This window comes from Paracoccus sp. (in: a-proteobacteria), from assembly GCF_047973135.1.
Classification (GTDB): Bacteria; Pseudomonadota; Alphaproteobacteria; order Rhodobacterales; family Rhodobacteraceae; genus Paracoccus.
Genome location: NZ_JBKEBL010000250.1, coordinates 13,749 through 39,363, shown reverse-complemented (window position 1 = coordinate 39,363; position 25,615 = coordinate 13,749). Strand labels below are relative to the sequence as shown.

24 protein-coding genes and 1 pseudogene are annotated in these 25,615 nt (G+C 63.6%); 5 read left to right on the top strand and 20 right to left on the bottom strand.

Going from position 1 to position 25,615, the window contains the following annotated elements; genetic code table 11:
• The 3 genes from ACK5L9_RS18850 to argC form a co-directional block, all read right to left on the bottom strand.
• Positions 1-701 (bottom strand): nucleotide sugar dehydrogenase (locus ACK5L9_RS18850; protein ID WP_416912995.1); only part of this gene is annotated, 701 nt, incomplete at its 3' end.
• Positions 702-743: 42 nt separating this feature from the next.
• Complete coding sequence (locus ACK5L9_RS18845; protein ID WP_416912994.1) at positions 744-2,270, bottom strand: asparaginase domain-containing protein; 1,527 nt, start codon at positions 2,268-2,270, stop codon at positions 744-746.
• 12 nt (positions 2,271-2,282) lie between these two features.
• Entirely contained in the window at positions 2,283-3,200 is a 918-nt protein-coding gene (gene argC / locus ACK5L9_RS18840; RefSeq protein ID WP_416912993.1) for an N-acetyl-gamma-glutamyl-phosphate reductase, read from the bottom strand.
• A gap of 202 nt (positions 3,201-3,402) precedes the next feature.
• Between argC and ACK5L9_RS18835 the strand changes: the two genes are divergently transcribed.
• The 4 genes and pseudogenes from ACK5L9_RS18835 to ACK5L9_RS18820 all read left to right on the top strand — a co-directional run bounded on the left by ACK5L9_RS18835 (position 3,403) and on the right by ACK5L9_RS18820 (position 10,192).
• Positions 3,403-4,446 (top strand): homocysteine S-methyltransferase family protein, encoded by a 1,044-nt coding sequence (locus ACK5L9_RS18835; protein WP_416912992.1) that lies wholly within the window; start codon positions 3,403-3,405, stop codon positions 4,444-4,446.
• Positions 4,439-7,135 (top strand): annotated as a pseudogene (gene metH, locus ACK5L9_RS18830) (methionine synthase). Before ACK5L9_RS18835 ends, metH begins: the two are co-directional and overlap by 8 nt.
• Positions 7,136-7,434: 299 nt before the next feature.
• Positions 7,435-9,261: a calcium-binding protein gene (locus ACK5L9_RS18825; protein ID WP_416912991.1), complete on the top strand. Its 1,827-nt coding sequence runs from the start codon at positions 7,435-7,437 to the stop codon at positions 9,259-9,261.
• Between the two features lie 223 nt (positions 9,262-9,484).
• Positions 9,485-10,192 (top strand): tetratricopeptide repeat protein, encoded by a 708-nt coding sequence (locus ACK5L9_RS18820; protein WP_416912990.1) that lies wholly within the window; start codon positions 9,485-9,487, stop codon positions 10,190-10,192.
• Positions 10,193-10,216: 24 nt separating this feature from the next.
• Here ACK5L9_RS18820 and ACK5L9_RS18815 read toward each other — a convergent pair whose 3' ends face one another.
• The 7 genes from ACK5L9_RS18815 to ACK5L9_RS18785 all read right to left on the bottom strand — a co-directional run bounded on the left by ACK5L9_RS18815 (position 10,217) and on the right by ACK5L9_RS18785 (position 16,301).
• The gene (locus ACK5L9_RS18815; protein WP_416912989.1) at positions 10,217-10,654 is read right to left on the bottom strand and encodes a hypothetical protein; all 438 of its coding nucleotides are present in this window, start codon (positions 10,652-10,654) and stop codon (positions 10,217-10,219) included.
• Complete coding sequence (locus ACK5L9_RS18810) at positions 10,651-11,877, bottom strand: type II and III secretion system protein family protein (RefSeq protein WP_416912988.1); 1,227 nt, start codon at positions 11,875-11,877, stop codon at positions 10,651-10,653. The genes ACK5L9_RS18815 and ACK5L9_RS18810 overlap by 4 nt, the downstream gene beginning before the upstream one ends.
• Positions 11,874-13,934, bottom strand: a complete 2,061-nt coding sequence (sctV, locus tag ACK5L9_RS18805) for a type III secretion system export apparatus subunit SctV (protein ID WP_416912987.1) — start codon at positions 13,932-13,934, stop codon at positions 11,874-11,876. Before sctV ends, ACK5L9_RS18810 begins: the two co-directional genes overlap by 4 nt.
• Positions 13,931-14,407: a hypothetical protein gene (locus tag ACK5L9_RS18800; protein WP_416912986.1), complete on the bottom strand. Its 477-nt coding sequence runs from the start codon at positions 14,405-14,407 to the stop codon at positions 13,931-13,933. The genes sctV and ACK5L9_RS18800 overlap by 4 nt, the downstream gene beginning before the upstream one ends.
• Before the next feature lie 14 nt (positions 14,408-14,421).
• Positions 14,422-14,802 carry a hypothetical protein gene (locus ACK5L9_RS18795; protein ID WP_416912985.1) on the bottom strand — a complete coding sequence of 127 codons (381 nt, stop codon included), beginning with the start codon at positions 14,800-14,802 and terminating at the stop codon, positions 14,422-14,424.
• A gap of 15 nt (positions 14,803-14,817) precedes the next feature.
• Positions 14,818-15,771: a hypothetical protein gene (locus ACK5L9_RS18790; RefSeq protein ID WP_416912984.1), complete on the bottom strand. Its 954-nt coding sequence runs from the start codon at positions 15,769-15,771 to the stop codon at positions 14,818-14,820.
• Positions 15,772-16,058: 287 nt separating this feature from the next.
• Positions 16,059-16,301 carry an EscE/YscE/SsaE family type III secretion system needle protein co-chaperone gene (locus ACK5L9_RS18785; RefSeq protein WP_416912983.1) on the bottom strand — a complete coding sequence of 81 codons (243 nt, stop codon included), beginning with the start codon at positions 16,299-16,301 and terminating at the stop codon, positions 16,059-16,061.
• A 295-nt stretch (positions 16,302-16,596) separates the two neighbouring features.
• Here ACK5L9_RS18785 and ACK5L9_RS18780 point away from each other — a divergent pair, with 295 nt between their 5' ends.
• Entirely contained in the window at positions 16,597-17,526 is a 930-nt protein-coding gene (locus ACK5L9_RS18780) for a hypothetical protein (RefSeq protein WP_416912982.1), read from the top strand.
• Between the two features lie 63 nt (positions 17,527-17,589).
• Here the strand turns inward: ACK5L9_RS18780 and ACK5L9_RS18775 are convergent, their stop codons facing one another.
• From ACK5L9_RS18775 to sctJ, 10 genes are read right to left on the bottom strand one after another with little or no spacing between them, the layout of a single operon-like run.
• Positions 17,590-18,618: an EscU/YscU/HrcU family type III secretion system export apparatus switch protein gene (locus ACK5L9_RS18775; protein ID WP_416912981.1), complete on the bottom strand. Its 1,029-nt coding sequence runs from the start codon at positions 18,616-18,618 to the stop codon at positions 17,590-17,592.
• Entirely contained in the window at positions 18,615-19,457 is an 843-nt protein-coding gene (locus tag ACK5L9_RS18770) for an EscT/YscT/HrcT family type III secretion system export apparatus protein (RefSeq protein ID WP_416912980.1), read from the bottom strand. Before ACK5L9_RS18770 ends, ACK5L9_RS18775 begins: the two co-directional genes overlap by 4 nt.
• Positions 19,454-19,708, bottom strand: coding sequence for a type III secretion system export apparatus subunit SctS (gene sctS, locus ACK5L9_RS18765; RefSeq protein WP_416912979.1), 255 nt, complete (start codon positions 19,706-19,708; stop codon positions 19,454-19,456). The genes ACK5L9_RS18770 and sctS overlap by 4 nt, the downstream gene beginning before the upstream one ends.
• Before the next feature lie 9 nt (positions 19,709-19,717).
• Positions 19,718-20,362, bottom strand: a complete 645-nt coding sequence (sctR, locus tag ACK5L9_RS18760) for a type III secretion system export apparatus subunit SctR (protein WP_416912978.1) — start codon at positions 20,360-20,362, stop codon at positions 19,718-19,720.
• 9 nt (positions 20,363-20,371) lie between these two features.
• Complete coding sequence (locus tag ACK5L9_RS18755) at positions 20,372-21,631, bottom strand: FliM/FliN family flagellar motor switch protein (RefSeq protein ID WP_416912977.1); 1,260 nt, start codon at positions 21,629-21,631, stop codon at positions 20,372-20,374.
• A complete protein-coding gene (gene sctO / locus ACK5L9_RS18750) occupies positions 21,628-22,122 on the bottom strand; it encodes a type III secretion system stalk subunit SctO (protein ID WP_416912976.1) in 495 nt (164 codons plus the stop codon). Before sctO ends, ACK5L9_RS18755 begins: the two co-directional genes overlap by 4 nt.
• Positions 22,119-23,450 (bottom strand): FliI/YscN family ATPase, encoded by a 1,332-nt coding sequence (locus tag ACK5L9_RS18745; RefSeq protein WP_416912975.1) that lies wholly within the window; start codon positions 23,448-23,450, stop codon positions 22,119-22,121. Before ACK5L9_RS18745 ends, sctO begins: the two co-directional genes overlap by 4 nt.
• Positions 23,443-24,087 (bottom strand): hypothetical protein, encoded by a 645-nt coding sequence (locus ACK5L9_RS18740; protein WP_416912974.1) that lies wholly within the window; start codon positions 24,085-24,087, stop codon positions 23,443-23,445. The genes ACK5L9_RS18745 and ACK5L9_RS18740 overlap by 8 nt, the downstream gene beginning before the upstream one ends.
• On the bottom strand, positions 24,084-24,800 hold the full coding sequence (locus ACK5L9_RS18735) for a hypothetical protein (RefSeq protein WP_416912973.1): 717 nt from the start codon (positions 24,798-24,800) through the stop codon (positions 24,084-24,086). The genes ACK5L9_RS18740 and ACK5L9_RS18735 overlap by 4 nt, the downstream gene beginning before the upstream one ends.
• Positions 24,797-25,591 (bottom strand): type III secretion system inner membrane ring lipoprotein SctJ, encoded by a 795-nt coding sequence (gene sctJ, locus ACK5L9_RS18730; RefSeq protein ID WP_416912972.1) that lies wholly within the window; start codon positions 25,589-25,591, stop codon positions 24,797-24,799. The genes ACK5L9_RS18735 and sctJ overlap by 4 nt, the downstream gene beginning before the upstream one ends.
• Positions 25,592-25,615 lie beyond the last annotated feature (24 nt).

Sequence of the window (25,615 nt, the reverse complement as noted above, 5' to 3'; positions counted from 1 at the left end):
TCGATGATCTCGCGCGAGTTCAGGCCATATCGGATGGCATAGCTGTCCAGCTCGTTGAAATAGGCGACGCGCAGGGCAAGATAGGTGTTGGAAAACAGCTTGATTGCCTCGGCTTCGACCGTGCCGGTGAACTGCACGGGCATGTCCTTGCGAACCGCGCCCTCGACCAGCAATTCGGCAAAGCGATGCGCTGCGGGGCCGTGATCGCCCACCACGATGCGCGAGGGATGCAGGTTGTCATAAAGCGCCCTTCCCTCGCGCAGAAATTCCGGCGAAAAGATAATCCCGTCATAGCCGGTTTCCTGCCGCATCCGCGCCACGAACCCCACGGGCACGGTCGATTTGATCACGATGGCGGCGCCGGGGGCCAGATCGCGCGCCTGATGGATCACTGCCTCGACGGTCGAGGTGTCAAAGCGGTTGCTGCGCGGGTCGTAATTGGTCGGCGTCGCGACGATCACGAATTCCGCCTCGTCCATCGCCTGCGCGGCATCGGTGGTGGCCGTCAGGGTCAGGGGCTTGCTGGCCAGAAATTCGGAAATCTCGCGGTCCTCGATCGGGGATTTGCGCTGGTTGACCAGATCGACCCGCTGCGCGCTGACATCCAGCGCCCTGACATCATGCGCTTGCGCCAGCAGTACCGCGTTGGACAATCCGACATAGCCCAAACCGGCCACCGCGATTTTCGTCTGTTTTGTCATGATCCTGCCCAAGCCTCCGCCGTCGGGATTTCCGGGCTTCGCTTACCCGCCGTTCCGGGGGCTGTCCAGTTCCATCGGGCGGCACGCCTTTCCCGCCGCATCGTGCAGTTCCGGCAACGGCAACCCGCCGCCGCCCGCGCGCAGGATCAGCAGCGCCCTGCCGGCACCGATGGGCGGATGGGTCCACAGCGCTGTGCCATCGGGCGCAGACAGGGTCAGCCCTCCGTCATGGCGCAGGATCAGCCGCCCGGCCCGCCCCGGCGCAGGTGCCCACTGCACTGCGCCATCGCGATCCAGCAGGGCAAGCCCGTCCTCCGGATCGTTGACCAGCCATCCGCTGCCATCCACCGCCTCTAGCCGCTGCCCCGGCAACAGCAAGGCGTTGCGCGCGCTGTCCAGCCGGTCCGTTGACCGGCACTCGCCCGCAAGATCGTGTCGGATCAGCGTGGTCAGCGTGGCCCGGTCCCAGCCGTGACAAGGGGCGGCCGCCATCAGGATCGCCAGCTTGGCCTGCGCGGCAACCGGGGTCATGTCCAGCCCGCTGATTGCGCCTGCCCCGGCAATCCACGCGCCCGCCGCATAGTGGAACTGATCTACCTGCCCGCCGATGACCTGGCTGGTATCGACCACGATCACACCCGCGTCACAGGCAGCCCGCAGCGCGGCGCGGGTGGCATCGTTCTGGCCTGCGGGGACATTCCCTTCGCCATAGCCCTCGATCACGATCCCGCGCACCCTCGCCGCCACCGCATCTCCGATCATCCGGGCCAGCACCGCACCGCCCGCAGGAAAGGCGGGCAGGCGGATCGCCGGGCAGCGGTCAATGCCGTCGCGGATCGCCTGCAACTGCGCCACGACCAGCGCCATCGCCTGCGGATGATCCAGCGCCAGTTGCGGCGCGGCTGGCCCCGGCAGTCCAGCAGCGTCACCGTGGCGAACGCCAATCCCCGCCTCGGCCAGAGAAGGCAGATGCGGGCTGTCAAAGGCGGCAAAGCGCGTGGTCGAGACCTTGAGCGCCCGGTTCGCCCGGAACAGCCTGCCATCGAAGAACAACCCGACCTCGGGCAGATGCAGTCGCGCGACGGCCAGCGCGCCGCACAGATTGGCAAAGGCATCGCTGCCCGCATTCAGCAACAGCCCCCCGGCGGTCTGGCGGAACAGCGGCAGTTGCGCGCCGGTCAGGATCACCGGTTTGGACAACACCGCCCGCCCGATCCCCAGCCCGTCCACCACATTCAGCAACAGCGGCAGCGCAGCGCCGGTGGCGTCCATCGTGTCGGTGCCATGCAGGATCACGAAAGCGTCGTGCCTTTCGTAATTCTCAAGCACCGCCCCGGCGATACGGCACCAGTCAGAGGGCACAAGATCGGTGCTGTCCAGCGTCCCCGATGCGCGGCCCGGAAACCGCAGTTCCCTGTCGAAATACAGGTCCAGACCGGACAGCGTCGCCCGGATCGCGGGCATCAGCAGGCGTTGCGCGGCATCGGCGAAATCCCCGGCAGACATCGGCGCAAGCGGCGTGCCCACGCTGCTGATCGTGCCGCCGGTATTGAGGATACAGATCCGCATCGGGCGGCGGCCCTACAGCCCCTCGGCCTCGTCCAGCCCCATCATGATATTCATGTTCTGAACCGCAGCGCCCGAGGCCCCCTTGCCCAGATTGTCCAGCACCGCCACGACCGTCGCGCAGCCGTTAACCTCGTCGCCCTGCACGCTGATCTGCAACATGTTGGTGTTGTTCAATGCGGTTGGCACGATCCGCGCGCCGACCTCGGTCAGGTCCAGGACCTGCACGAATGTCTGGTCGGCATAGTGACCGGCCAGTGCCTCGTGGATGGCCTGCATGCTGCGCGCCCCGCCCAGATGCATAGGCAGTTGCACCGCCATGCCCTGCGCGAAATTACCGACCGAGGGCGCAAAGACCGGCTGGGCATTCAGCCCGCCATGCACCATGATTTCGGGAATATGTTTGTGCCGCTGCCCCAGCCCATAGATGAAATGCGCGGGGGCGTCGCCATCGTCATATTCCGCGATCAGCGCCTTGCCGCCCCCGGAATAGCCGCTGACCGCATTGATCGCCAGCAATTCGTCCGGGTCGATCAGCCCGGCCGCAACCAGCGGCGCGATGACCGAAATCGCGCCGGTCGCATAGCAGCCCGGATTGGCGACCAGGCGCGCCCCGGCGATGCGGTCGCGCTGTTCATCCGACAATTCGGGAAAACCGAACACCCAGTGATCATCCACCCGGTGCGCGCTTGAGGCGTCGATCAGCCGCACGTCCAGATCGCGCGTCAGGCTGACGGCCTCGCGCGCGGCCTCGTCGGGCAGGCACAGGATCCCGATATCGGCGGCGGCAAAAGCCTTGCGCCGGGCATCGGCGTCCTTGCGCAATGCCGGGTCGATCTGGATCAGCGTCACATCCTCGCGCGGCGCGAGGCGTTCGCGGATCTGCAGACCCGTGGTACCAGCTTCGCCGTCGATGAAGATATGATAAGCCATGTCTGCACTCCGTAATGATGCGCCCCGTATAGGCCAAACCGGCCCCCTTCACAATCTTGGCCATACCGGCGGGGCGGCGGATTTCCCCAAGGTCCGGGGACAGGGCATTATCGATTCCACTCATAATCTTCTGGAGAATTATGAATTTGCGGGCAGGGCGATCCGCGCCTATGTTGCGGGCCTTCTGGCAAGGGCAAGAATCATGACCGGCAGACTGACCCCATCCCCCGCATTCGCGGCCCTGAACGACGCGGCGGCGCGGCGCATCCTGATTCTGGACGGCGCGATGGGAACGCAGATTCAACAGCTTGGGCTGGACGAGGATGATTTTACCGGCAAGGGCTCGGGCCATTTGTGCCGCCATCACAGCGATCACCCGCAAAAGGGTAATAACGACCTGCTGATCCTGACCCAGCCCGAGGCGGTAGAAGAGATTCATTTCCGCTATGCCATGGCCGGGGCCGACATCGTCGAGACGAACACATTTTCAGCCACCACCATCGCGCAGGCCGATTACGGATTGGGCGCGGCGGTGCATGACCTGAACGTGCAGGGCGCGCGTGTCGTCCGCCGGGCACTGGACCGGGCCACCGCGCAGGATGGCAGACCGCGTTTCGTCGCAGGCGCGCTGGGGCCGACAAACCGCACCGCCTCGATCAGCCCCGACGTGAACAACCCCGGATTTCGCGCCGTGACATTCGAGGATCTGCGCGTGGCCTATCTGCAACAGGCCAGCGGGCTGCTGACGGGCGGGGCCGATATCCTGCTGATCGAGACGATCTTTGACACGCTGAACGCCAAGGCGGCGATATTCGCGTGTATTCAGGCGATGCAGGCCCGTGGCCAGCTTGTGCCGCTGATGATCTCGGGCACGATCACCGACGCCTCGGGGCGCACGCTGTCGGGGCAGACGCCCACCGCCTTCTGGCATTCGGTCCGCCATGCGCGGCCCTGGACGGTGGGGCTGAACTGTGCGCTTGGTGCCGCCGCGATGCGCCCGCATCTGGCGGAACTGTCGGGCGTGTCCGAGACGCTGATCTGCGCCTATCCCAATGCCGGGTTGCCCAACGCCTTTGGCCAGTATGACGAAGGCCCCGCCGACACTGCCCGGCAGATCGTGGATTTCGCGCGCGAGGGGCTGGTGAATGTCGTAGGCGGCTGCTGCGGCACCACGCCCGACCATATCCGCGCCATCGCCGAGGCCGTCGCCTCTCATGCCCCCCGAAAGGTGCCCGAATATGCCTGAACGCCTGCTGCGCCTTTCCGGCCTTGAACCCTTTACGCTGACCCACGACATTCCCTTTGTGAATGTGGGTGAGCGCACGAATGTCACCGGCAGCGCCCGGTTCCGCAAGCTGATCACCAATCGCGACTATGCCACCGCGCTGGAGGTCGCGCGCGATCAGGTGGAAAACGGCGCGCAGATCATCGACATCAACATGGACGAGGGGCTGATCGATTCAAAGGCCGCCATGGTCGAGTTCCTGAACCTGCTGGCCGCCGAACCCGACAGTGCCCGCGTGCCGGTGATGATCGACAGCTCCAAATGGGAGGTGATCGAGGCCGGGCTGCGATGCGTTCAGGGCAAACCGGTGGTCAACTCGATCAGCCTCAAGGAAGGCGAGGATCAGTTCCGCCATCAGGCCGGGCTGTGCCTGGCCTATGGCGCGGCGGTCGTGGTCATGGCCTTCGACGAGACCGGGCAGGCCGACAGTTTGCAGCGCAAGACCGACATCTGCGCCCGCGCCTATCGGATCCTTGTGGATGAGGTGGACTTTCCGCCCGAGGACATCATCTTCGATCCCAACATCTTTGCGGTGGCAACGGGGATCGAGGAACACAACAATTACGGCGTCGATTTCATCGAGGCGACGCGCTGGATCCGCGCGAACCTGCCCTATGCGCATGTCTCGGGCGGAGTCTCGAACCTGTCCTTCAGCTTTCGCGGCAACGAACCCGTGCGCGAGGCGATGCATGCCGTGTTCCTGTACCACGCCATTCAGGCAGGCATGGACATGGGCATCGTCAATGCCGGGCAACTGGCCGTCTATGACCAGATCGACCCCGACCTGCGCGATGCCTGCGAGGATGTGGTCCTGAACCGCCGCGACGATGCGACCGAGCGCCTGCTGGACATCGCCGAACGGTTCCGCGGCGAGGGCGGGCAAAAGGCGCGCGAGAAAGACCTGTCCTGGCGCGAATGGCCGGTGGACAAGCGGCTGGAACACGCGCTGGTCAACGGCATCACTGAATAGTTCGTCGCCGACACGGACGAGGCGCGGCTTGCCGCCAGCCGCCCGCTGGACGTGATCGAAGGCCCGCTGATGGCCGGGATGAATGTCGTCGGCGACCTGTTCGGCGCGGGCAAGATGTTCCTGCCGCAGGTGGTCAAATCCGCCCGCGTGATGAAACAGGCCGTTGCGGTGCTGCTGCCCTATATGGAGGCCGAAAAGAACGGCGCCCGCGAAAGCGCGGGCAGGATCCTGATGGCGACCGTCAAGGGCGACGTGCACGACATCGGCAAGAATATCGTCGGCGTCGTCCTGGCCTGCAACAATTACGAGGTGATCGACCTGGGCGTCATGGTTCCGGCGCAGAAGATTCTGGAAACCGCGCGCGAACGGCAGGTCGATGTGATCGGCCTTTCGGGGCTGATCACGCCGTCGCTGGACGAGATGGTGCATATGGCCTCCGAGATGGAGCGCGAGGGCCTGTCCCTGCCACTGTTGATCGGCGGCGCGACCACGTCCAAGGTGCATACCGCCGTCAAGATCGCCCCACGTTACAATCGCGGCCCGGCGGTCTATGTCACCGATGCAAGCCGCGCGGTAGGCGTCGTTTCCGCCCTGCTGTCCCCCGCGCAGCAGCAGGAATATGTTCGGGGCATCCGTGCCGAATATGCCAATGTGGCCGAACGCCACGAACGGGCCGAGGCCGCGAAACAGCGCCTGCCGCTGGCCGCCGCCCGTGCCAATGCGCTGAAACCGGACTGGACGGGCTTTGCCGCGCCCGCGCCCTTGCTCACCGGCACCCGCGTGATTGACGACTGGGAACTGGCGGACATCGCCCGCTATATCGACTGGACCCCGTTTTTCCAGACTTGGGAACTGAAGGGCGTCTATCCCCGCATTCTGGACGACGAGAAACAGGGCAAGGCCGCGCGGAACCTGTTCAGCGACGCGCAGGACATGCTGGCCCGGATCATCGAGGGGCAGTGGTTCAAACCCCGCGCCGTGGTCGGCTTCTGGCCCGCCAATGCGGTCGGCGACGACATACGCCTGTTCACCGGCGAAGATCGGGCCGAGGAACTGGCCACGCTGCACACGCTGCGCCAACAGGTGACGAAACGCGGCGGCCGCCCGAATGTCGCGCTGTCCGATTTCGTCGCGCCCGAGGGGCATCGCGACTATGTCGGCGGTTTCGTCGTAACGGCAGGCCCCGAGGAACAGGAAATCGCCGCCCGCTATGAACGCGCCAATGACGATTACGGCGCGATCATGGTCAAGGCCCTGTCCGACCGCATCGCCGAGGCCATGGCCGAGATGCTGCATGAACGCGTCCGCAGGGAACTGTGGGGCTATGCCCCCGACGAGGGCTTTACCCCGCAGGAACTGATCGCCGAGCCTTACAAGGGCATCCGTCCCGCCCCCGGCTATCCCGCGCAGCCCGACCATACGGAAAAGGTGACGCTGTTCCGCCTGCTGGACGCCACCGCCACAACCGGTGTCGAGCTGACCGACAGCATGGCGATGTGGCCTGGATCGTCGGTCTCGGGGCTGTATATCGGCCATCCCGACGCCTATTATTTCGGCGTCGCGAAGGTCGAAGAGGATCAGGTCCGCGACTATGCCGCACGCAAGGGCATGTCTGTCGAGGAAACGGAACGGTGGCTGGCTCCGATCCTGAACTATATCCGAAGCGACGCCGTAGCCTGACAAGCGACACCCCCTTAACGCGAAATCCGGCGGGCGCCGAACACGAAAACGGGCGTGTTCATCACAAATGCGAAAGATTACAGAGGCATTGGCGGTTCTCCGCCGCCCCGCGCCCGCCATTCAGCAAGGATTCCGGGTGAAACCGCCGGTAACGGGCTGGACGCTTTGATCGCCTCGTTCGGGCGGATATGTAACTGGCGTTGGTCGTTATGGTCATCAGGTGTGACTGAAGCAGGAACATTCAGACGGTTGTGACCGGCCACCGGTTTCTCATTTTTCAATTGTGGGCACTACGTATCATGGCACGTCCTGTTAAACTGAAAATTCTTGGAAAAACGACAGAGTTCTCGAACCCGCTTGATGTCAATACCTTCGGCCCCTCGGCCACGGCACATACCGGCACCATCACGGCTGCCAGCATGGGCAATGGCATGGGGCGAATCACCGGCGCCACGGCGACATTCGACATCGCCTCGAACGCGGTGGCGACAGTGTCCGGCGGTTCGATGACCAGCCCGGCGCGGGGACGTCTGGATCTGTCGGGGATCGCAATCTTTTCCCAGACCGCGCGCGGCCCGAAATTCGCCGAAACCCGGCTTGAGGAATACGCGCATGGCATCGACACCGCGATCTATGGCTCGGGCATGCTGAGCAACCAGCTTATCGGCAGCTCGAAAGCGATCGAGTTGCAGGGGCTGACCAAACGCCAGATCGAACAAAGCGGCTTTGCGATCAATGTGACAGCGTCGGGTGCCAGCTCGGCGACCATCGACTATACGCCGACACCGACCGCCGGGGAAAACTATCTGACCGCCGGGGCGCAGATCATCTATACGGCGAACGCCAGAACCTTTGGCAAGGGCGACGACGAAATCACCGGCACCAGAGCCTCTGACGCGGTTGCGTTGGGTGGCGGCGATGACTGGCTGAAAACCGGGGCGCATAACGACGCGGCCATCGGACAGCGCGGCAATGACAGCATCTGGGGTCAGGGCGGCGACGATGTGCTTGGCGGCGGGGCTGGCGCGGACAGGCTGTATGGCGGCGCGGGCAACGACAACCTTAGCGGCAATGGCGGGCGCGACACGATCCTTGGCGGCAAGGGCGACGACGTGATGGGCGGCGGAGGCGGCGCGGACGTTCTGCGCGGTCAGGCCGGCAATGACAACATCCAGGGCCAGGGCGGCAACGACAAGCTGTACGGCAATGGCGGCGACGACGTCCTCAGCGGCGATGCGGGCAATGACACCCTGTACGGCCATGCTGGCAATGACAGCGCCGCCGGAAAAGAGGGCAATGACGTCCTGTATGGCGGTGACGGCAACGATACAATGGACGGCGGCGCCGGTGATGACATCGTGTATGGCGGCGCAGGCAACGACCAGATTTGGGGTAGTGACGGCAACGACACGCTGAAAGGCGGCACTGGCGAGGACACGCTGGACGGCGGTGACGGTAACGACCTTCTGGATCAAAGCACCAGCACCGCAGGCACCTTGATTGAGGGCGGGGCCGGAAACGACACGCTGATCGGCGGCACCACCAGCATCGAAAACAGCTATAATATCCTGAAGGGCGGGGCAGGAGACGACCTGATCGACAGCACCAAAGGAACCGGCTCGATCGAGGGCGGCGACGGTAACGACACCATTCGCGGCAGCAATCAGCGCGACGTGATCGACGGCGGCGCGGGCAATGACATGATCTATGCCGGCGGCGGTTCGACCAGCAGCGTGCACGCGGATCATGTCGTGGGCGGCGCGGGCAACGACACCATCCAGGGCGGCGCGAATAATGGCCGGTTGTTCGGAGGTGATGGCAACGACCGCCTGATTTCCGACAAGGATGGCGACGAGCTGAGCGGCGAAGCGGGCGCGGATGTGTTCGATTTCGCCCTGCTTTCCGGCGCGGGCTCGGAAGTCGAGATCATGGACTTTACCATTAATGAGGACCGGCTGAGGCTGACCCAAAGTCAGGCCGACCAGCTACGCGACAAGATGACCAGCGACTATGTCCAGTTTGGCCCGACCGTTACATTCGACGACGGGTCCATCATCAAGTTCAACTATACACCCGGCGCGACAAGCGTAGACGATTTCCTGCGCGACGCGCTGATCGTCGGGTAACGCGCTGACAAATCTGGCCTTTTGCCCTTTTCCGGCGAAAAGGCTCCTTGAATTACTGCCCTGCGGCAATTCCAAATTCGGAAATTGCCGCAGGCAGTTCTGTGCCATTGAACCGATCGTACCGGCTTTCCGACTTGATTATTTGCGCAAGTTATTCTTAGCTATCGGCAAATTTATGGTGATTGGTTTTATGCTGTTCAAACATTACCCCATTAGCAGTATCTTGTGCGGCTCGATTGCCGCAGTATTTCTGACCGGTTGCACCGAGGGAGATTTCGGCGAACAGCCCTCGCGTCCCGCAACGACCGAGCAACGGCTGGGAATGCTGAAATACGACCTCCAAAAGAACCCTGACAGCGCCGCCTCGCTGAAGGAATATGGCGATATTCAGGCTGGACTGGGTCAGTGGAATCAGGCCATGGGCGCCTATCGCGAGGCGCTGCTGGTCGCACCCGGAGACCGCGAAGCGCTGTTGGGCTATGGCGAGGCGCAGCTTGCCTTGGGTGATTACGCCGGCGCGCTGGATACCACCAACAAGGCGGGCGGCGGCGATCTGCGCTCGGCGCTGCTGCAATCAGGCGCGCTGGCCGGCCTGAACCAGCTGGATCAGGCCCGAACGGTGCTGGAAGCGGCGGCCAAAAGCTATCCGCGCAATCTGGATGTCCGCAGCAATCTGGGCATCGTCGCAGCGCTGCAACAGGATCCGATGGCCTATGGCATCGCCCGCGCCGCAGCCTTTGCGCCGGACGCCTCTTATACGCACCGCCGGAACCTGATTCTGGTGGGTGGCATCACTGGCGCCGAGGGCAATGCCCGCGCCGATGGCCCGCAACTGGGGCTGGAAGCGGCCGATGTGTCAGGCATCATCGGAATCGGCAGACGCGCCCGCACTCAGGGCGCAAGCGCGTTCGGCGTCATTCCGGGCGCGTGATCCCACGCGCCCTTTTATATCAAATCAGATTTCCGGGATCAGGTTATAGGGATCGTTCGGCGTCGGGCCGGACGAAGCGTTGCCGCCGCCAAGTCCGGGCGTGATTGTCCGGCCTTGACTGCGCTCACCGCCCCCGCCGCCAGAGCCGCCGCCGGGGTTCTGGCCGTAAAGATACCGGTCTGCGGCACGACCAACGGGATAGGCCCGCGCCGGTCCCGGTTTGCGCGGCACCACAAGGTCCGACGGATTCGTGACCTGCTGCGCAAAAACCAGATCGCGCTGACAGGCCGACGCACGCGACGAATAGGTCGAATTACCACGGCACGAGGTTGGAATGATCCTGCCCGATTCGCTGTAGACAAAGGCGGGGTCCGCCGCATAGCGCACCACGTCTGAATCCCGGATCATCGGCTCGCATGCGGCCAGCAGGACAAGCGGGCCAAGGAACAGAACTCGTTTCATCGTGTAATAAATCCTACAGTTGCGCGTGGCGCCTTGCGGGCGGCCCGCGGGGCGGCGACGTCCTTTGCGTCCGCGATAAATGGCGTGATAAAGATCATCAGTTCGCGCTCTCGCCGGTTACGGGAATTTTTGCCAAGCAACTGGCTCATCCCCGGCACGCCGCGGCTGGTATTTTCCGAGAACTGTTCATACAGACCGGCAATCGCGAAGGTCTGGCCGCTTGCGACCTCGACGGTGGTATCCACGCGCCGGACCGAAAGGCCGGGCACCTGAAAGCCCTCGACGACCACCGAATTGGTGCGATCCACCACGCTGACCTCGGGCTTGACCTCGATGGCGATGCGGTTGTTCGGCAGCAGGGTCGGCAGAAAGTCGATCGAGACGCCATATTCCCGGAACGCAGCGGTGATCACGTTATTGCCCTGATTGACCGGATAGGCGATTTCACCACCGGCCTGAAAACTGGCGCGGCGGCCGCTGACAGTGGTCAGTGTCGGTTCGGCCAGAATCTGCACCGAGCCGCGTTCCTCAAGCATGTCGATCAGCGCATCGATGTTATAGCGGCCCGCAGTCGCGGTTCCGCCCACGGCCAAACCGCCCAGACCCTCGCCAAGACCGCCCGCCGGATCTCCGACTCCACCTGCCACCACGCGCAGCGGCCCCGAGCCCAGTGCCGCGACATCGACGCCAAGCCGTTGCAGGTCATTGCGCGACGCCTCGATAAAACGGACGCGCAGGGAAATCTGCGTCCCGTCCCGATAGGTCGAATTATCCTGCACCGTCACATCGTTGCGCTCATAGGCGCGGCGAGAGGATGTGACCGACTGCGCCCCCTCGACGCTGTCGGTCGAACCCGAGATGATGGCGACCTGCCGCCCCTCGCGCGCATTCAGCCCCTGCCCCAGCAGGGCACCGGCACCGGCACCCGAGGGCTGGACGACCACGTTATACTGCGCAATCTCGCGATCATTGATGTCGTTCAGGATGATCGTCGTCTCGCCCGGCGCATAGCCGGTGACAAAGATAGAACTTGGCGAGATTGCCTGCGCATCCGCGATCAGCGGATCGGCGATAAACACCGTCTCGGTTTCAAGTGGCAGTTCCAGCGCGCGCCCCTCGCCTTCGCGAACGGTGAATTGCTGTGCCAGCGCGGCCTGCGTGGCAAGAAACAGAACAAGGATCGTCAGGATCCCACGAAGGCGGGTTTGCAGATAACTGGTCATGTGATTGAAAGCATGGCTAATGGCTGAACCTTGAAATTGGGCGCCACTTCCTTGTGCGACAGAACCGCAAAGTTCATGTCATGATTGGCAAGGAAGCGGCGCAGAAAACGACGAATGTCCATGCTGGACAAAAAGACCGGCGGCGTGGAATGCGCCGCAGGATCACCAACCGCTGATTTCAGCGTCTCAAGAATCTTGCGCGACTGCTGCGCCTCCAGCGCCAGATAGACACCGGACGGAGCCTGACGGATCGCGCCCCGGATCACCTCTTCTATGTCATTCTCCACGACATAGGCGGCGATGAAACGGTCGGAATCCGCATATTGATGGCTGATCTGCCGCGACAACGCCGCGCGCACATATTCGGCCAGCAATTCGGGATCCTTCTCGCGCGGGGCCCAGTCCACGATGGTTTCCAGCAGGATACGCATGTTGCGAATGGGGATTTCCTCTTCGACCAGCCGTCGCATCACCGCTGCGATCTTTTGCAGCGGCAGGGCCTTCTGCGCCTCGGCCACCAGATTTTCGTAACGGGTTTCCATCGCCGCAAGCAGGCCGCTGACCTCTTGCACGCCAAGAAACTCTGAGGCGTGAAGCGGCAGATGCGCGGCAGTCATCCGGGCCAGCGCCTCGGCCGGGGTCAGGAAGGACACCCCGCCCGCCCGCAGCGCGCCCGCGTCCGATTTGTCGCACCAATAGCTTCGCGGCTCGGACGGACCCAGGCTGATCTCATCGACGGAAACCCCAAGAATGCGCGCGACGTCAGGCGAATCGGTCAGCCACAGCTTGCCGGCAGGGATATGCCCCTCTGCGACCGGTACACTTTCGATCTTGAGCTGCCAGCGATCATCCGGCGCTTCGCGGTCAATCTGCAACTGGACGCGCGGAAACGGTACGCCAAGCGTGTCGAAGAACCGGGCGCGTTCACGCAGCGCGGCCTCGTCATAGGCGGCACGTTCAAGCCCTTCGGCAATTGCGGTTCCGACGGACAGTTGCACCGGCTGCATCGGGGCCAGCAGCAAATCCTGTTTCAACGACCCCGAGCCGCCACCCGGCGCGTTTTCCCCGGCCTCGTCGGCCATCAGTCGTTCGCGCCGCGCAAGGATCAGCCCGCTGCCGCCGAACAATGTGGCCAGCGCCACGAAGGTCAGCGTGGGAAAGCCGGGGATCGCGGCAAAGCCCAGCAAAACCAGCGCCGCCACCTGCAACGCGCGCGGGCTGCCGCTGATCTGGGTGGCGATGTCGCGGCCCAGATCGGCCGAACCTTCATGCGTGATCCGGGTGATGACGATGCCCGAACTGATCGCCATGATCAGCGCCGGGATCTGGCTGACCATGCCGTCCCCGACCGTCAGCACCGAATAGACCTGCAGCGCATCGCCAAAGCCCATCCCAAGCTGACCGACACCGACACCAAGCCCGCCCAGAATATTCACGGCGATGATGATCAGCCCGGCGATGGCGTCGCCCTTGACGAATTTCATCGCCCCGTCCATCGAGCCGTAGAATTCGCTTTCCATTTGAAGGGCCGAGCGGCGGCGGCGTGCCTCGGCCATATCGATCTCGCCCGCGCGCATGTCACTGTCGATGGACATCTGCCGACCCGGCAGGGCGTCCAGCGAAAACCGGGCCGAAACCTCGGCCACACGTTCCGATCCCTTGGTGATCACGATGAACTGCACCACCGTGATGATCAGGAAAACCACGATCCCCACCACCAGCGATCCGCCCAGAACGAATTGCCCGAAAGTCTCGACGATCTTGCCCGCATCGGCCTGCAACAGGATCATCCGCGTGGTCGAAATGCCGATGGCCAGCCGGAACAGCGTCGCGAACAGCAGGATCGCGGGCAGGGTGGACAGCGATGTCGGGTTCTGAAGATAGACCGCCACGATCAGGATCAGCACCGACAGCGACAGGTTAAAGCCGATGGCCAGATCGATCAGCCATGTCGGCAGCGGCAGAACGATCATGAACACGATCATGATCAGCAGCACCACCAGCGCCAGATCCTGACGCGATGCGATGCGGCGCAATATCTCGGCAATGCGATTCATTCCGGCACCACCCCTTGCTGAAATTCCCTCGCACGGGCCAGAGCGGCCCGAGCGCCCTCGGTATCGTCAAGTCGAAACAACACTCGCGCCGAAATGTAATGTCGGGCGGCAAGCTGCGCAGTGTCGGGCGGCATGCTCAACCCTGTCTGCGCGGTCTCATAGCGATCAAACCGGCTTAGCACGGCCAGAGATTGCTGCGGATCGCCTGCCAGCAGCATCGATTCGGCAACCGTCAGAACCGTCGCAGGTGACAGATCCCCCATCGCCATTGCCGCCAGCCCCAGTACCATCGCCCGAGCCGCATCGCTGTGTCGCAAATAGATCAGTGCCAGCGAGGCCATCACCTCGCCATGCCGGACCACGTCATCCGCAGAGGACGAACGCCCGTCGTTCCAGTCGTCTTCGAACGGCGACTCGGACGCGTCCAGCGGATCCGTCAGTTCGGATAGCTGGGGGGGCGCAGCCTGATTCACCTGACCGCCATCGGTTATTGCCCGCGCAGATCAAGATACCGCGCCAGCTTGCGCGATTCGTCGTCAATAACGGCCTCGACCAGCCGCCCAAGCCCCGGCACGGCACGATCCGCCAGCGCCGCATGATTTCGCGCGCCCTCAAGCGCCGCCATCAGCTCGATCGTGTCGGGCAGGCGCACCCGGCCCAAGCCCTGCTCCATCAGGGAACGGAACCCGGCAAAGCCCCTGCCGGAAGCGCCCGCATCGGCATCGCGCGGGCGTTGGGGAATATCCAGCCGATGAATGGCTGCGCCGTTGACGGGCCGGGCGGTATCGGCCCCGCGCGGTTCCGTCGTGGCGCTGCCTTGCGGCTTGTTCGGGCGGATCGTCGAAAAGTTCTGAATCTGGTTGGCCATGTCTGTTTCCCTGTTTCAGAACCGCAACGACCGCATGCGTTCGCCCCGTTGCAACACGATTTCGCCCTTGGCGATGCTGCTGATCGTCCAGCCGTCGCCAGTTGCATCACCAATGCGCAGAACCTTGCCCGATTTCGTGCGGATCTCGGGCGCGGCACCCAGCCACACGGAAGAAATGGACAGAACCGGATCGGGCGCGCCTTCGCCGATCTCGACGATCAGCGGCAGGGCCTGCCCGAACTCTGTCTCGAACCGGGCGCGGATGTCGCGCCATTGCTCGATCCGGTCGGATTGCAATTCGCCCCGGACACGCAGCACGCCATCGCTTGGCACAACCGACAACCCGTCCAGCCCGGCATCGATCAGCGTCTCTTGCAGGGCATCGACCGCCGCCGTTGCACAAGCCGAATCGCAACTGATATGCTGAAGGTCTGCTTCGATCTCGGGTTCCGGCTCGGCGGCAGGTGCCGCCGCCGGGGCGGGCGCAGATGCGAGGGGGGCGGGTTCGGGTTGCAGCGCCGCCGCTCTGGCCTGACCCGGCCCTGGGACATCGCCGAAATAGGCACCCGCCCACAACCCGACGGCCAGCGTCGCGGCGGCCACCCCTGCGGCCGCGCCGACGCCCAGTGACAGATGACGGCTGGCACCCAGCCGGGAAATCGTGATCATCGTTTCAGAATTAAGCCGCAGCGTGGCCGGAAGCTCGGTCTTGAACACCGTGCCGTCCTTGACCAGCGCGACATCCTGACCGGAACCGGCATCATGGCTGCTGACGCCCTCGGTACCGGCAACCGCCGCCAGGCGGCCCCCGCTGGTGCGCAGGGTCAAACAGGCCGGAGGCAGACCGGCCAGAACGATCTCGTCCTCGTCGCCGCCACCGATCCGCAAACGGCCTTCCGCAAATTTCGCGCTGGCCCCCGCATTGGGGCCGGTCAACACGGTCAGAAGAAATGGTTTTGAACGTGCCATAAAATCACCAACAGCCCCGGCAGCCTTTTCAGCACCGGGCCGCATAAAAGGAACATGATATCCGCAGAAATCGGCAAGGGAGACATGCCCCCTTGCCGCGCTTTGTCAGCCTTTGACTTTTTCCCAAGCTTTTTTCTCGGCGTCTTTCGCCGCCATCGCGCTGTTGAAATCTTTCGACATCGCGTTCAGCTCGGACTGAAAGCCCAGAGCTTCACTCATTTGGGAGCCCATCTGGCCCAGAGACTGTGTCGGACTCATCATTGTCGTATACTCACCTAAATTAGCGTTTATTTAAGGTCTTCGTTAATAGATGCCCACAACTTCGGCAGCGCATCGATGCCAGCATCGTATGCCTGGGAAAGAAGAGAGAGCCGGGCATATTCTTCTGTGCTCACCCCACGGTCCAAAGCGCGGACCACATTCCCTTTACCTGTCGATAGCCGTTCCGTAAGGCGCTTGAGTTCGACCCCGTCCGGGTCCGTTGAAAAGCGCCTGTCCAATTCCACAATTTCAATCATACGTTCGGACACTTGAAACCTCCGAGCTGGGCAAGTCCGCCCGTCAAATCTGCAACTCAATTTTCGCCTTACAGAATAAGACCAATTTTACCTCCAATGGCAGATGGTTCCGCCGTGAATCCCGAGCAGCGGCAGTTTTCGGCGCCCTGCCGCCTTTCGGGGCCAGGGCAAATGGCGAAGTTCCGCGCATGGGTTCATGCATCACAACAAATGAACAATCTCGTGATAGGTTCGAGGCGCTGGCGACTGATTCGTAAGAGAATTTTTTATGGATTAATCAGATATGCTGAATGTCAACGTAAACGTCATGAGTCTTTTCCCCGATAACGGTGCCAAGGCGAATCGCCCCGACAGTTCGGGCAGCAGATTCAAAAGCCAGTCGCCGCTTTCCGAGATATTCAAGGGAGTCGGGCAAACATTACAGGGGCTGGCCACCATGCTGGGCAGTTCGAAGGGGCCGGGCCATCACGGCCATGTCGGCGATTCGCCGTCACGCATCGAGGGTTCGGGCCGCATCTGGGGCGATCCGCATTTCATCGGCGCAGATGGCGGCAAGTTCGACGTGCAGGGCAAGGCTGGAAAGACCTATAACCTGCTGTCGGATCAGGGCTTTCAGATGAACGGCCGGTTCGACAAATGGGGTGACAAGGGTGCAACTGCAGTCGGCAAGGTCGGCATCACTGCGGGCAGCAACTATGTCTCGGTCGATAAATCCGGCGCGGCGTCCGTCAATGGTCAGGCGTTGAAAGACGGAGAGCGCGTGTCCCTGCGCGGCGGCGGTTATGCCGAACGCAAAGGCAATGACATCACCGTCAAAAAGGGCGAATGGCAGGTCGATTTTCAGGCCAAAGGCAGCCATCTGGACATGGACGTCAAGACCAAGAATGCAATCGCTGATGGTGTTAAGCCGCACGGCCTGCTTGGTCAGACCTTCGATGGCGACGGCATCGCGCGCAATGGCGACAAAGGCAAGGGCGCGCAGGGCGGAGGAGCGATCGAGCACGCGGACGGCACCATGTCCGGCAAGGGCGACAAGGACGCCGTCAAGGGCTATGAGGTGGATAACCTGTGGGATACCCACTTCGGATCGCACAACGCGGATTTCGGGCAGCATGGCAACTACGCCAATCACATGATGAACGAAATGATGCAATTCGCGACAATGATGGCTTTTGGCAACCTTATCAACAGTATGTTGATGTCCGGGTCGATCTTTGACAGCCAGCAATACGGCTGATCGTCTCGCCATCCGACAAACCGGGGCCCCGCAGATGCGGGGCCCTTTTTTGATGCGGGGCACCTACATGGTCGGGTGCAGATAGGGGGCGATTGCCTGGATCTGCTGGTCCTCGACGACGTAATCGCCAACCGCGACGGTACGGATTTTCTCGACGGCCTCGGCGTCGAAACTGGCCCGCACATTGCGCGCGCCGCGCAACATCCGCGCCACCGACACCGCGCCCCGCGCCCGCATCACCACCAGCGGCGCGGGCGTCTCGCCCTCGACATAGCGCAGCGCGACGGCGACATTGGGCGCGGCGTGGATGATTGATGTGGCCTGCGCCAGCCCGGTCGGCCGCTCGACCATTGCCTGCTGATCGGATCGCATCTGCCCCTTCAACAGGGGATCCCCCTCCTGATCCTTCATTTCGCGCTTGAATTCAGTGATCGACATGCGCTGCTCGCGGATAAAACTGGCTCGCTGGACCAGATAATCCAGCAGCGAGGTCAGGATCAGGATCGCCAGCGTGGCCACCAGAAGCGGCACCAGCATCGCCCGGATCGCCTCGTGCAGACAGCCCATGCCGCAGGGCGGGGCGGCCACCAGCGCACCGATTTGCGGCATGAACAGAACGCCCGTGACGACGATGATGGCGCTGAGACGGATCAGATGCATCAGAAAGGTCAGCAGCGCGCGGCGGCCGAAGATCTTTTTGAACCCCGACGCGGGACTGAGCTTCTTGAAATCCGGGATCAGCGGATGGGTCGAAAAGACCGGCCCGCCGGACACGACCATGCCCCCCAGAATCGCGATGACCAGCACGCCTATCAGCACCGGCAGCACGATCCGCATCATCAGCCGCAGCGCAAGCTGCCCGGTATCCGCAAGCTGGCCCAGAAATTCCAGGTCAGGATCAGCCTGAAAGGAAAACAGCGCCCGCAAATCGGTTCCGATCGCGTCCATACGCATGTACAGATAGGCCAGAACTGCCGCGCCGGTCAGCGACATCAGCGTCTCTCGCGAAGTGACGACCTGACCCTTTTCGCGCGCCTTGCGCAGCTTTTGCTGCGAGGGCGGCAGGTTCTTTTCCTCTGATTCTCCGCTCATGGCATTTCCGGCCTCAGGAATGGAATCAGCGCGTCAACGCCAAAGGAACCGCGTCCGATCTGACCCACGGCATAGCGCGCCAGCATCACCGCATAAAACAGCATCAGCAGCGAATAGATGATCTGCTTGACCGACATGGCCAGAAACATCGTATTGATCTGCTGAACATATTTCGTGGCCACGGCCAGCATGAATTCGGCCAGCAGCAGCGGAATGATCAGCGGCAGCGCCAGAATCAGCCCTGCGCGAAAGATCTGGTCCAGCAGGCGCAGCGCCAGCTCCCCCTGCGAGGGCACGGGCTGGGGCACCCCGCCAAGCACGGGAAACAGGCGATAGCTTTCGAAGAACGGGCCAAAAAACACCGGAAACAGCACCCCCTCGACCGCCAGAACCAGCAGGCAGGTCAGAAACAGCATCGTACCAGTGACTGACATCTCGGTCGAGCTTTGCGGGTCCAGCAGCGTCGCCATGGACGCGCCGCGCTGGATGTCGATGAATTCTCCTGCCGCCATCGCCGCCCAGAGGGGCACCCCGGTCAGCAGACCCAGAACCACGCCGATGATCAGTTCGCGCAGCAACAGGAACGGCAACGAGCCAAAGCTGATGATTTCGGGGCTTGCAGCAGCCATCGCCGCCGCCGAAGGCAGGACCGGTGCCGTCAGCGCCACCAGAACCGATCCGCGCAGCAGCCCGGTGGTCAGCCCGAACCGGCCAAAGACCGGCTGGACCAGCACAAAGCCCAGGGGCCGCCCGGCCACCGCCACCATCAGCGCGATCATTGCCGATACACCCTGAGCCAGATCGCGACCGGCGAACAGTTCGGCAATGGCCTCGTTCATCCGGCACCTATGCGTGAAAAGATGTCGGTCGCGAACACCACCAGCCGCGTCGCAAGCGCCCCGCCCATGATCATGATCACCGCACCCACGGCGATCAGTTTGACCGCATGCGGCAGCGTCTGATCCTGAATCTGGGTCAGCGCCTGAATCAGCCCGATGGTCAGCCCCACCGCCGTCGCGGCGATGATCACCGGCATGGAAAGCTGAAAGACAAGGATCAGCGCGTGGCTCAGCGCCTGATACAGATCCATGACGCACCTCTAGACATAGCTCATCACCAGCCCGTGAGTCAGCCGCGACCAGCCATCGACTGCGACAAACAGCAACAGCTTGAACGGCAGCGAGATGACGGTAGGCGACACCATCATCATGCCCATGGCCGTCAGAATGTTGGTGACGACCAGATCCACAACGATAAAGGGCAGATACAACAGCACGCCAATCTCGAAGGCGCGGGTCAGCTCGGCGGTGACAAAAGCCGGCGCCAGGATAAAGATGTCGCGCTCGGACGGGATGATCGGGCTGTCGGCGTGCATGTCCTCGGCAGCGGCAACAAAGAAGGCGCGGTCCTGCGGCGTCGTGAACCGGGTCAGAAAATCGCGCACGGGTTCCAGCCCGCGCTGAATGATGCCCGGCCATTGCGAGGGATCGGGCAGCGCGGTTATGGTGCCGCCCTGCGTCACCGCATCCATCACCGCCGCGATCACCGGCGACATGACATAGCCGGTCAGCACAATGGTCACACCATACAGCACCAGGTTGGGCGGAGTCTGCTGAATCCCCAGCGCGCTGCGCAACAGGAACAGGACGACAGCGATCTTGACGAAGGCCGTCAGGCTGACAACCATGAACGGAATCGCCATCACCGAGGTGGCAACGATCAGCAGGGGAAAGGGACTGTCCATCGCCTGCCGTCACCCCTCGCCAAAGAGGGTGCGGATCTCGACCGCGCGCTGACCAGAGACGGCAATGACTTCGCCCGTGCCAATCAACTGGCCATTGGCCAGAATCTCGACCAACGCGCCATCGGCGCGGTCCAGCGTAATGATCGTCCCCGGACCTGCGCTGCGCAGATCGGCCAGTGTCATCAGCGTCTCGCCCAACCGAAAGGACAGCCGCACGGTCAGCGCATCCATCGTCTCGGGTGGCGCAGCGGGCTGGATGTCTTCGGTGGTGGGCTCGACCGCGTCGTGATGGGGGCGGGCGCTGGCCTCATCGGCCGGGGTTTCGGGTGTCTCGGGCTGATCGTTCATCGGAACCTCGGTCGGTCGTGAAATCTGCGGATTGCGGATCCCCTGCCAGCGCGGCACGAAGCCCGCCTCAAGCGTCCATTCATGGGCCGATGCGCCATTCGCGCCCTGCACCCGGCTTGCCGGAGCCTGAAACTGCGATTCGACCACCAGCCGGGCGACATCGGGGTCGGCCTCGGTCACAAGCGCATCGCCGGGCCGCAGGCTGGCCAGATCCTCCAGTGACAGCGACAGGCCATCGATTTCCGCCTGAACCCGCAGGTACAGCGGCAGTGGCTGCGCAAACGGCTGCTGCCAGCGATCAAAGGCGGGAACCAGCGCATCGACGGCATGGGGCGACAGCTCAACGGGCAGACGCAGGCGGCGCGCAGGGTTGGGAGGACGCGGCGTCACGGCAATATCCAGCGTCATGTTCAGCGCATCATCAATGGCATCGACGGTCCGTTGCAGCGTCTCAAAGCGAAGCGCCAGACCGGTGGCGGCCTCGATCTCGTCCAGCCAATCGGACAGCGCGTCCTCAAGCAGCAGCGCACCGTCCGCCGTTTCCGCCGTCTCAAGCGACAACCCGACCAGTCGCCGGGCCGCGCCCCAGGATATGCCGATCCGCGCCGGGTGGCCGTCAATCGTCACGGCCAGCCAGCCTATGCCCTGAGGCAGCGTGTGCGGCGGCGAGATCCGCGCCTGCAACATCCCTCCGCCCCCGACGCGAAAGCTGATCGGCACATGCCTTGCGCAAAGCCGGTTCTGCAACTGCGCCTGCGCAGATGACAAGCGGCGATGTGCCAGAACGGCGGGGACCGGTCCCTGATGTTCGATGACGCCGCCGGTATCCCTGGGCGGCGTCCGCAACAGCCGGTCAAGGCGCAAATCCCCGACCGAAGTGCCCGATACCGGCACCAGACTGTTATTGTCCGGCCCGCTCATGTGATCACCCCGCCACGCCGGTTTTGTTGCAGTTCTTCGATCTCCTGCTCTTCCCGGCGCTCATCCGCGCGGCGCGCGACATCAATCAGCGGGCTGCGCAGTTTCCTTCGCTTTTCGGTATTGCGGGCGGCTCGGGCCAGCGCGGTGCGGGCCTCGTCAAGTTTGGTCTGCGCCTCTGCGATCCGCGCCTCGGCCTGTTGCAGCGCCTCGGCCTGTTCCTGTTCGCGGCGGCGATCCCCGCCAAAGCTTTCCAGTACCGCCTCGACCGCGCCCCGCAACTGCGGAGAGCCCAGCAATTCGTTGCGCAGAACCTGCCGCTGCTCGGCCTGTTCCTCTGCCAGCTTGCGCGCTGCCTCGATACACTCGTCCCGTTCGGCGATGCGCTGTTGCAGGTGCATCAACGCAGCCGAGACGCCACGCTGCGCCAGATCCTCGCGCAGTTCCGCCAGCCGAACCAACTGGTTGGCCTGCTTGAGGGGGTTCTTGCTCAATTGCCGCCTCCGAGTGCTTCAAGAAGGGCAAGCGTGTCGGCCCAACTGCTGCGTTCATCGGGCGTCTGCCGCAGGAAAGCATCCATTGCATCGCGCGTGGCCAGCGCCTCATCGGCCAGCGGGTCCGTACCCTGCCGGTATTCGCCGACCTGAACCAGAATCTCGATCTCGTCCAGCTTCGCCAGCCGCGCCGAAACCCTTTGAGCTGCGGCAACCTGAGCGGTCGAAGCAACCGCCCCCATCACCCGGCTTTTGCTGCGCAGAATGTCAATGGCGGGGAAATGCCCGCGCGCCGCCAGTTCGCGCGACAGGATGATATGGCCGTCCAGCAGGCTGCGGACCTCGTCGGCGACGGGGTCGGCATTATCGTCGTCGCCTTCGACCAGAACTGTATAGATCGCCGTGATCGAGCCTTCGCGCGTCCGGCCCGGACGTTCGACCAGACGCGGCAGCATCGCGAAGGCCGAAGGGGGAAAGCCGCGCCGTACCGGCGGCTCACCCGCCGACAGCCCGATCTCGCGCAGCGCACGGGCCACACGCGTTGCGCTGTCAATCAACAGCAGCACACGCTTGCCCTGCTTGCGAAAGCCCTCGGCGCAGGCCGTCGCGGCCAGCCCGGCACGCAGCCTTTCGGTGGCCGGGCGGTCCGATGTGGCCACGAAAACAGCCGCGCGCTTGCGCCCCTCGGGACCAAGATCGCGTTCCAGAAACTCGGCCACCTCGCGGCCCCGTTCGCCGATCAGCCCCAGCACGATGGCATCCGCCTCGGCCCCCCGGATGATCTGCGACAGCAGCATGGATTTACCCACGCCCGCCGCGCCAAAGATGCCGATCCTCTGCCCCTCGCCCATGGTCAGCATACCGTCGATCGAGCGCAGCCCGGTCACAAAGGGGGAATCGATCACCGGCCGGTCCAAAGCCCGCGGCGGGTCGCAATGCAGCGGCATGCGCCCCTTGAGCACCGGCCCGTCATCCAGCGGTCGCCCAAAGGCATCGACCACCCGGCCAAGCATGTCGTCGCCTCCCGGCCCCAGCGGTTCGGCACCGGTCGGCACCACCTCGGTCCGCGCAGAAAGACCGCGCACATCGCCCGCAGGCGCAAGAATGGCGTCGGTACCGTCAAAGCCGATGATCTCGGCTGACATCTCGATCCGGCTGACGGGATCGCGCAGCATGCATTCCTCGCCTACCCGGCCATCGGGCAGGCGCGCATGCAGGACACAGCCAAGGATACGCGTGATGCGGCCACGCAGTTCGACCGCCTCAGAGCGGCGGGCGCGGGCGCGCAGGCGCTCTAGCAGGGGATCCGGGGCGGTTACGTCATTCATCGCCGTCCTCCTCATCCTTCTGGTTCGCAGCAGCCTCGGCCTCGGCCTGTGCCGCCGCCGCGTCTTCCCATGTCTGCAAGGCGCGGCTGATCAGCGCATCCAGCCCGATCTCGGCACTGCCTCGGTCACTGTTCAGGCTGATCCGGCCTGGCTCAAGCGCCGGATCGGGAATCACCGCGACAATTTCGGGACCGTCCTGCCCCAGTTCCTCGACGGCGCGGCGAACCGGCTCGACTACCTCTTCCGAGGCGAAAATGCGGCTGTTACGATGTTCCCGCATCTGCGACAGTGCGTTGCGGGCAGCCAGATAGGTCGCCTCTTCGGGCTGAAACTCACCCAGAATCAGCCGCACAGTCTGGGCGACCAACCGCGCCAGTTCGGGTTCCATGTTGCGCAGCCGGGTTTCAGCGGCCTGTTCCGCCTCGGCGATCACACGGGATGCGGTGCGGGCGGCCTCGTGCAGGGCACGCTGGCGCGCCTCGCTGACAATATCGTCGCCCATTCGCGCGGCCTGTTCCTCGCTTAGCTGCCGGGACTCTTCGGCGTCGCGCAATATCTTTTCGGCCGAGCGCATCTGCCCCAGGTCGTCGCGGCGCAAGATCCGCGAACTGCCACCGATACCACCGCGGCCTGTCATTCCGGGATACCCACGATTGCGGCGTCCAGCGCAGCGCCGATCTTGTCCTCTCCGGTCGGAAAGAAAAGCACCGGCAAAACCTGCTGCTTTTCAGCCCACAGCTTTGTCCACAGCTTGCGCAGCGCGGGTTCAGGGGCGGGGGGCGGCGTGTCGGACGGCGCGCGCGGCGGAGGCGGAAGCAGCGGCGCGACCGGCCTGACGCCAACCTCGTCATCCAGCGGAACCGGCAATCGCGAGGCCCAGCAAGCGACCACATGATCGCGCAATTCTTCGATCCCCTCGGCCAGCACCGGCATGTCATCGGCCAAGGCAAGATAGCGATGCCGCAGCGCAAATTCCCGCGCCTCTGCCGAGACGGGCAACCGTGCCAGCGCCTCGGGACTGATCGCCTGCGCGATCTCATTGGCCATCAGCGCAGCGGCGGCGGCGTCGAACACGCGATGCGCCCGCGTATGATTCAGCAACAGCGACAGGGCCGGCGTTTCCTCGGTAATGGCGCCCGGCGCAAGATGGGGCAGTGAATGCCCCAACCGCCCGATGATCCTGTCGCCGGAATTCATAAGCCCGTTTTGTAACAGCGTCCTGACGCCCTGCACGCGAACACGCAGCCGCGCAATGGAGACATCGCCCAGACGATGCGTTCTGGCATCGGGCGCGGCGGCGGCCGGTGCCTCGTCGGCAACCGGCGCGTCAACGGCAAGATCAGCATTCATAAGCTGGCCTCGTCTTCCAGCGCCTCGACGCCGCTCAGGGCCTGTTTGGGCTTGCGCAAGGCCCGCCGCACAAAGGGAAATGCCACAACCCCGCCAAGCGCGGCGATCACCGCGCCAAGCCCGCCGACAACCGCCCAGAGGCGCGGCGCCGACGCTGGCAGCACCCAGATACCCAGGACACTCTTCAGCTCTGGCAGCTTGTTGGTCGCAGCCGCATTGGCGGCGGCGGGTACCATCACCACGGTAATATTGTCATACAGCAGCCCCTCGATCGAGTTGGCGACCAGAAGCTTGATCTGGGTGGAATAGTTCTGGACATCCGCGCCCTTGGCATAGCGCACGAAAACCGAGGCTGATGACGGCTTGATCGAGCGGCCCAGCATGTCGGCCTCGGGCAGCACGACATGGATGCGCGCCGACAGCACGCCGTCGATTTCGGCGATGGTGCGCGACAATTCCTCACTAAGGGCATAGATCAGCCGCGCCCGTTCCTCGACCGGCGAGGAAACGATGCCTTCCTTGCGGAACACCTCGCCCATGCTTTCATATTTGCGCGCTGGAAGACCGCGATCATCAAGTATGGACATCGCCTCGGCAAAGCGCGCGTCATCCACCGACACGGTGATGCCTTCGCCGGAAACGGCCTTCGTCGCCGGGATTCCCGACGATATAAGCGCCGCAACCATTTCATTGGCTTCGCGTTCTGTCAGCCCTGTGTAAAGCTCGGCCTTGCACCCGGCAATTGCCAAAAGCGCCACAAGGCCAAAAACCAGTGGTGTCGTTCGTTTCATCGCGATGAACTCTGGAGCCCCTTT

What these genes read in the sequence shown, in the direction of transcription:
- ACK5L9_RS18845 (WP_416912994.1), bottom strand. Translation starts at nt 2,270, where the DNA reads ATGCGGATCTGTATCCTCAATACCGGCGGCACGATCAGCAGCGTGGGC.
- argC (WP_416912993.1), bottom strand. Translation starts at nt 3,200, where the DNA reads ATGGCTTATCATATCTTCATCGACGGCGAAGCTGGTACCACGGGTCTG.
- ACK5L9_RS18835 (WP_416912992.1), top strand. Translation starts at nt 3,403, where the DNA reads ATGACCGGCAGACTGACCCCATCCCCCGCATTCGCGGCCCTGAACGAC.
- ACK5L9_RS18825 (WP_416912991.1), top strand. Translation starts at nt 7,435, where the DNA reads ATGGCACGTCCTGTTAAACTGAAAATTCTTGGAAAAACGACAGAGTTC.
- ACK5L9_RS18815 (WP_416912989.1), bottom strand. Translation starts at nt 10,654, where the DNA reads ATGAAACGAGTTCTGTTCCTTGGCCCGCTTGTCCTGCTGGCCGCATGC.
- ACK5L9_RS18810 (WP_416912988.1), bottom strand. Translation starts at nt 11,877, where the DNA reads ATGACCAGTTATCTGCAAACCCGCCTTCGTGGGATCCTGACGATCCTT.
- sctV (WP_416912987.1), bottom strand. Translation starts at nt 13,934, where the DNA reads ATGAATCGCATTGCCGAGATATTGCGCCGCATCGCATCGCGTCAGGAT.
- ACK5L9_RS18795 (WP_416912985.1), bottom strand. Translation starts at nt 14,802, where the DNA reads ATGGCCAACCAGATTCAGAACTTTTCGACGATCCGCCCGAACAAGCCG.
- ACK5L9_RS18790 (WP_416912984.1), bottom strand. Translation starts at nt 15,771, where the DNA reads ATGGCACGTTCAAAACCATTTCTTCTGACCGTGTTGACCGGCCCCAAT.
- ACK5L9_RS18780 (WP_416912982.1), top strand. Translation starts at nt 16,597, where the DNA reads ATGAGTCTTTTCCCCGATAACGGTGCCAAGGCGAATCGCCCCGACAGT.
- ACK5L9_RS18775 (WP_416912981.1), bottom strand. Translation starts at nt 18,618, where the DNA reads ATGAGCGGAGAATCAGAGGAAAAGAACCTGCCGCCCTCGCAGCAAAAG.
- ACK5L9_RS18770 (WP_416912980.1), bottom strand. Translation starts at nt 19,457, where the DNA reads ATGAACGAGGCCATTGCCGAACTGTTCGCCGGTCGCGATCTGGCTCAG.
- sctS (WP_416912979.1), bottom strand. Translation starts at nt 19,708, where the DNA reads ATGGATCTGTATCAGGCGCTGAGCCACGCGCTGATCCTTGTCTTTCAG.
- sctR (WP_416912978.1), bottom strand. Translation starts at nt 20,362, where the DNA reads ATGGACAGTCCCTTTCCCCTGCTGATCGTTGCCACCTCGGTGATGGCG.
- ACK5L9_RS18755 (WP_416912977.1), bottom strand. Translation starts at nt 21,631, where the DNA reads ATGAGCGGGCCGGACAATAACAGTCTGGTGCCGGTATCGGGCACTTCG.
- ACK5L9_RS18745 (WP_416912975.1), bottom strand. Translation starts at nt 23,450, where the DNA reads ATGAATGACGTAACCGCCCCGGATCCCCTGCTAGAGCGCCTGCGCGCC.
- ACK5L9_RS18740 (WP_416912974.1), bottom strand. Translation starts at nt 24,087, where the DNA reads ATGACAGGCCGCGGTGGTATCGGTGGCAGTTCGCGGATCTTGCGCCGC.
- ACK5L9_RS18735 (WP_416912973.1), bottom strand. Translation starts at nt 24,800, where the DNA reads ATGAATGCTGATCTTGCCGTTGACGCGCCGGTTGCCGACGAGGCACCG.
- sctJ (WP_416912972.1), bottom strand. Translation starts at nt 25,591, where the DNA reads ATGAAACGAACGACACCACTGGTTTTTGGCCTTGTGGCGCTTTTGGCA.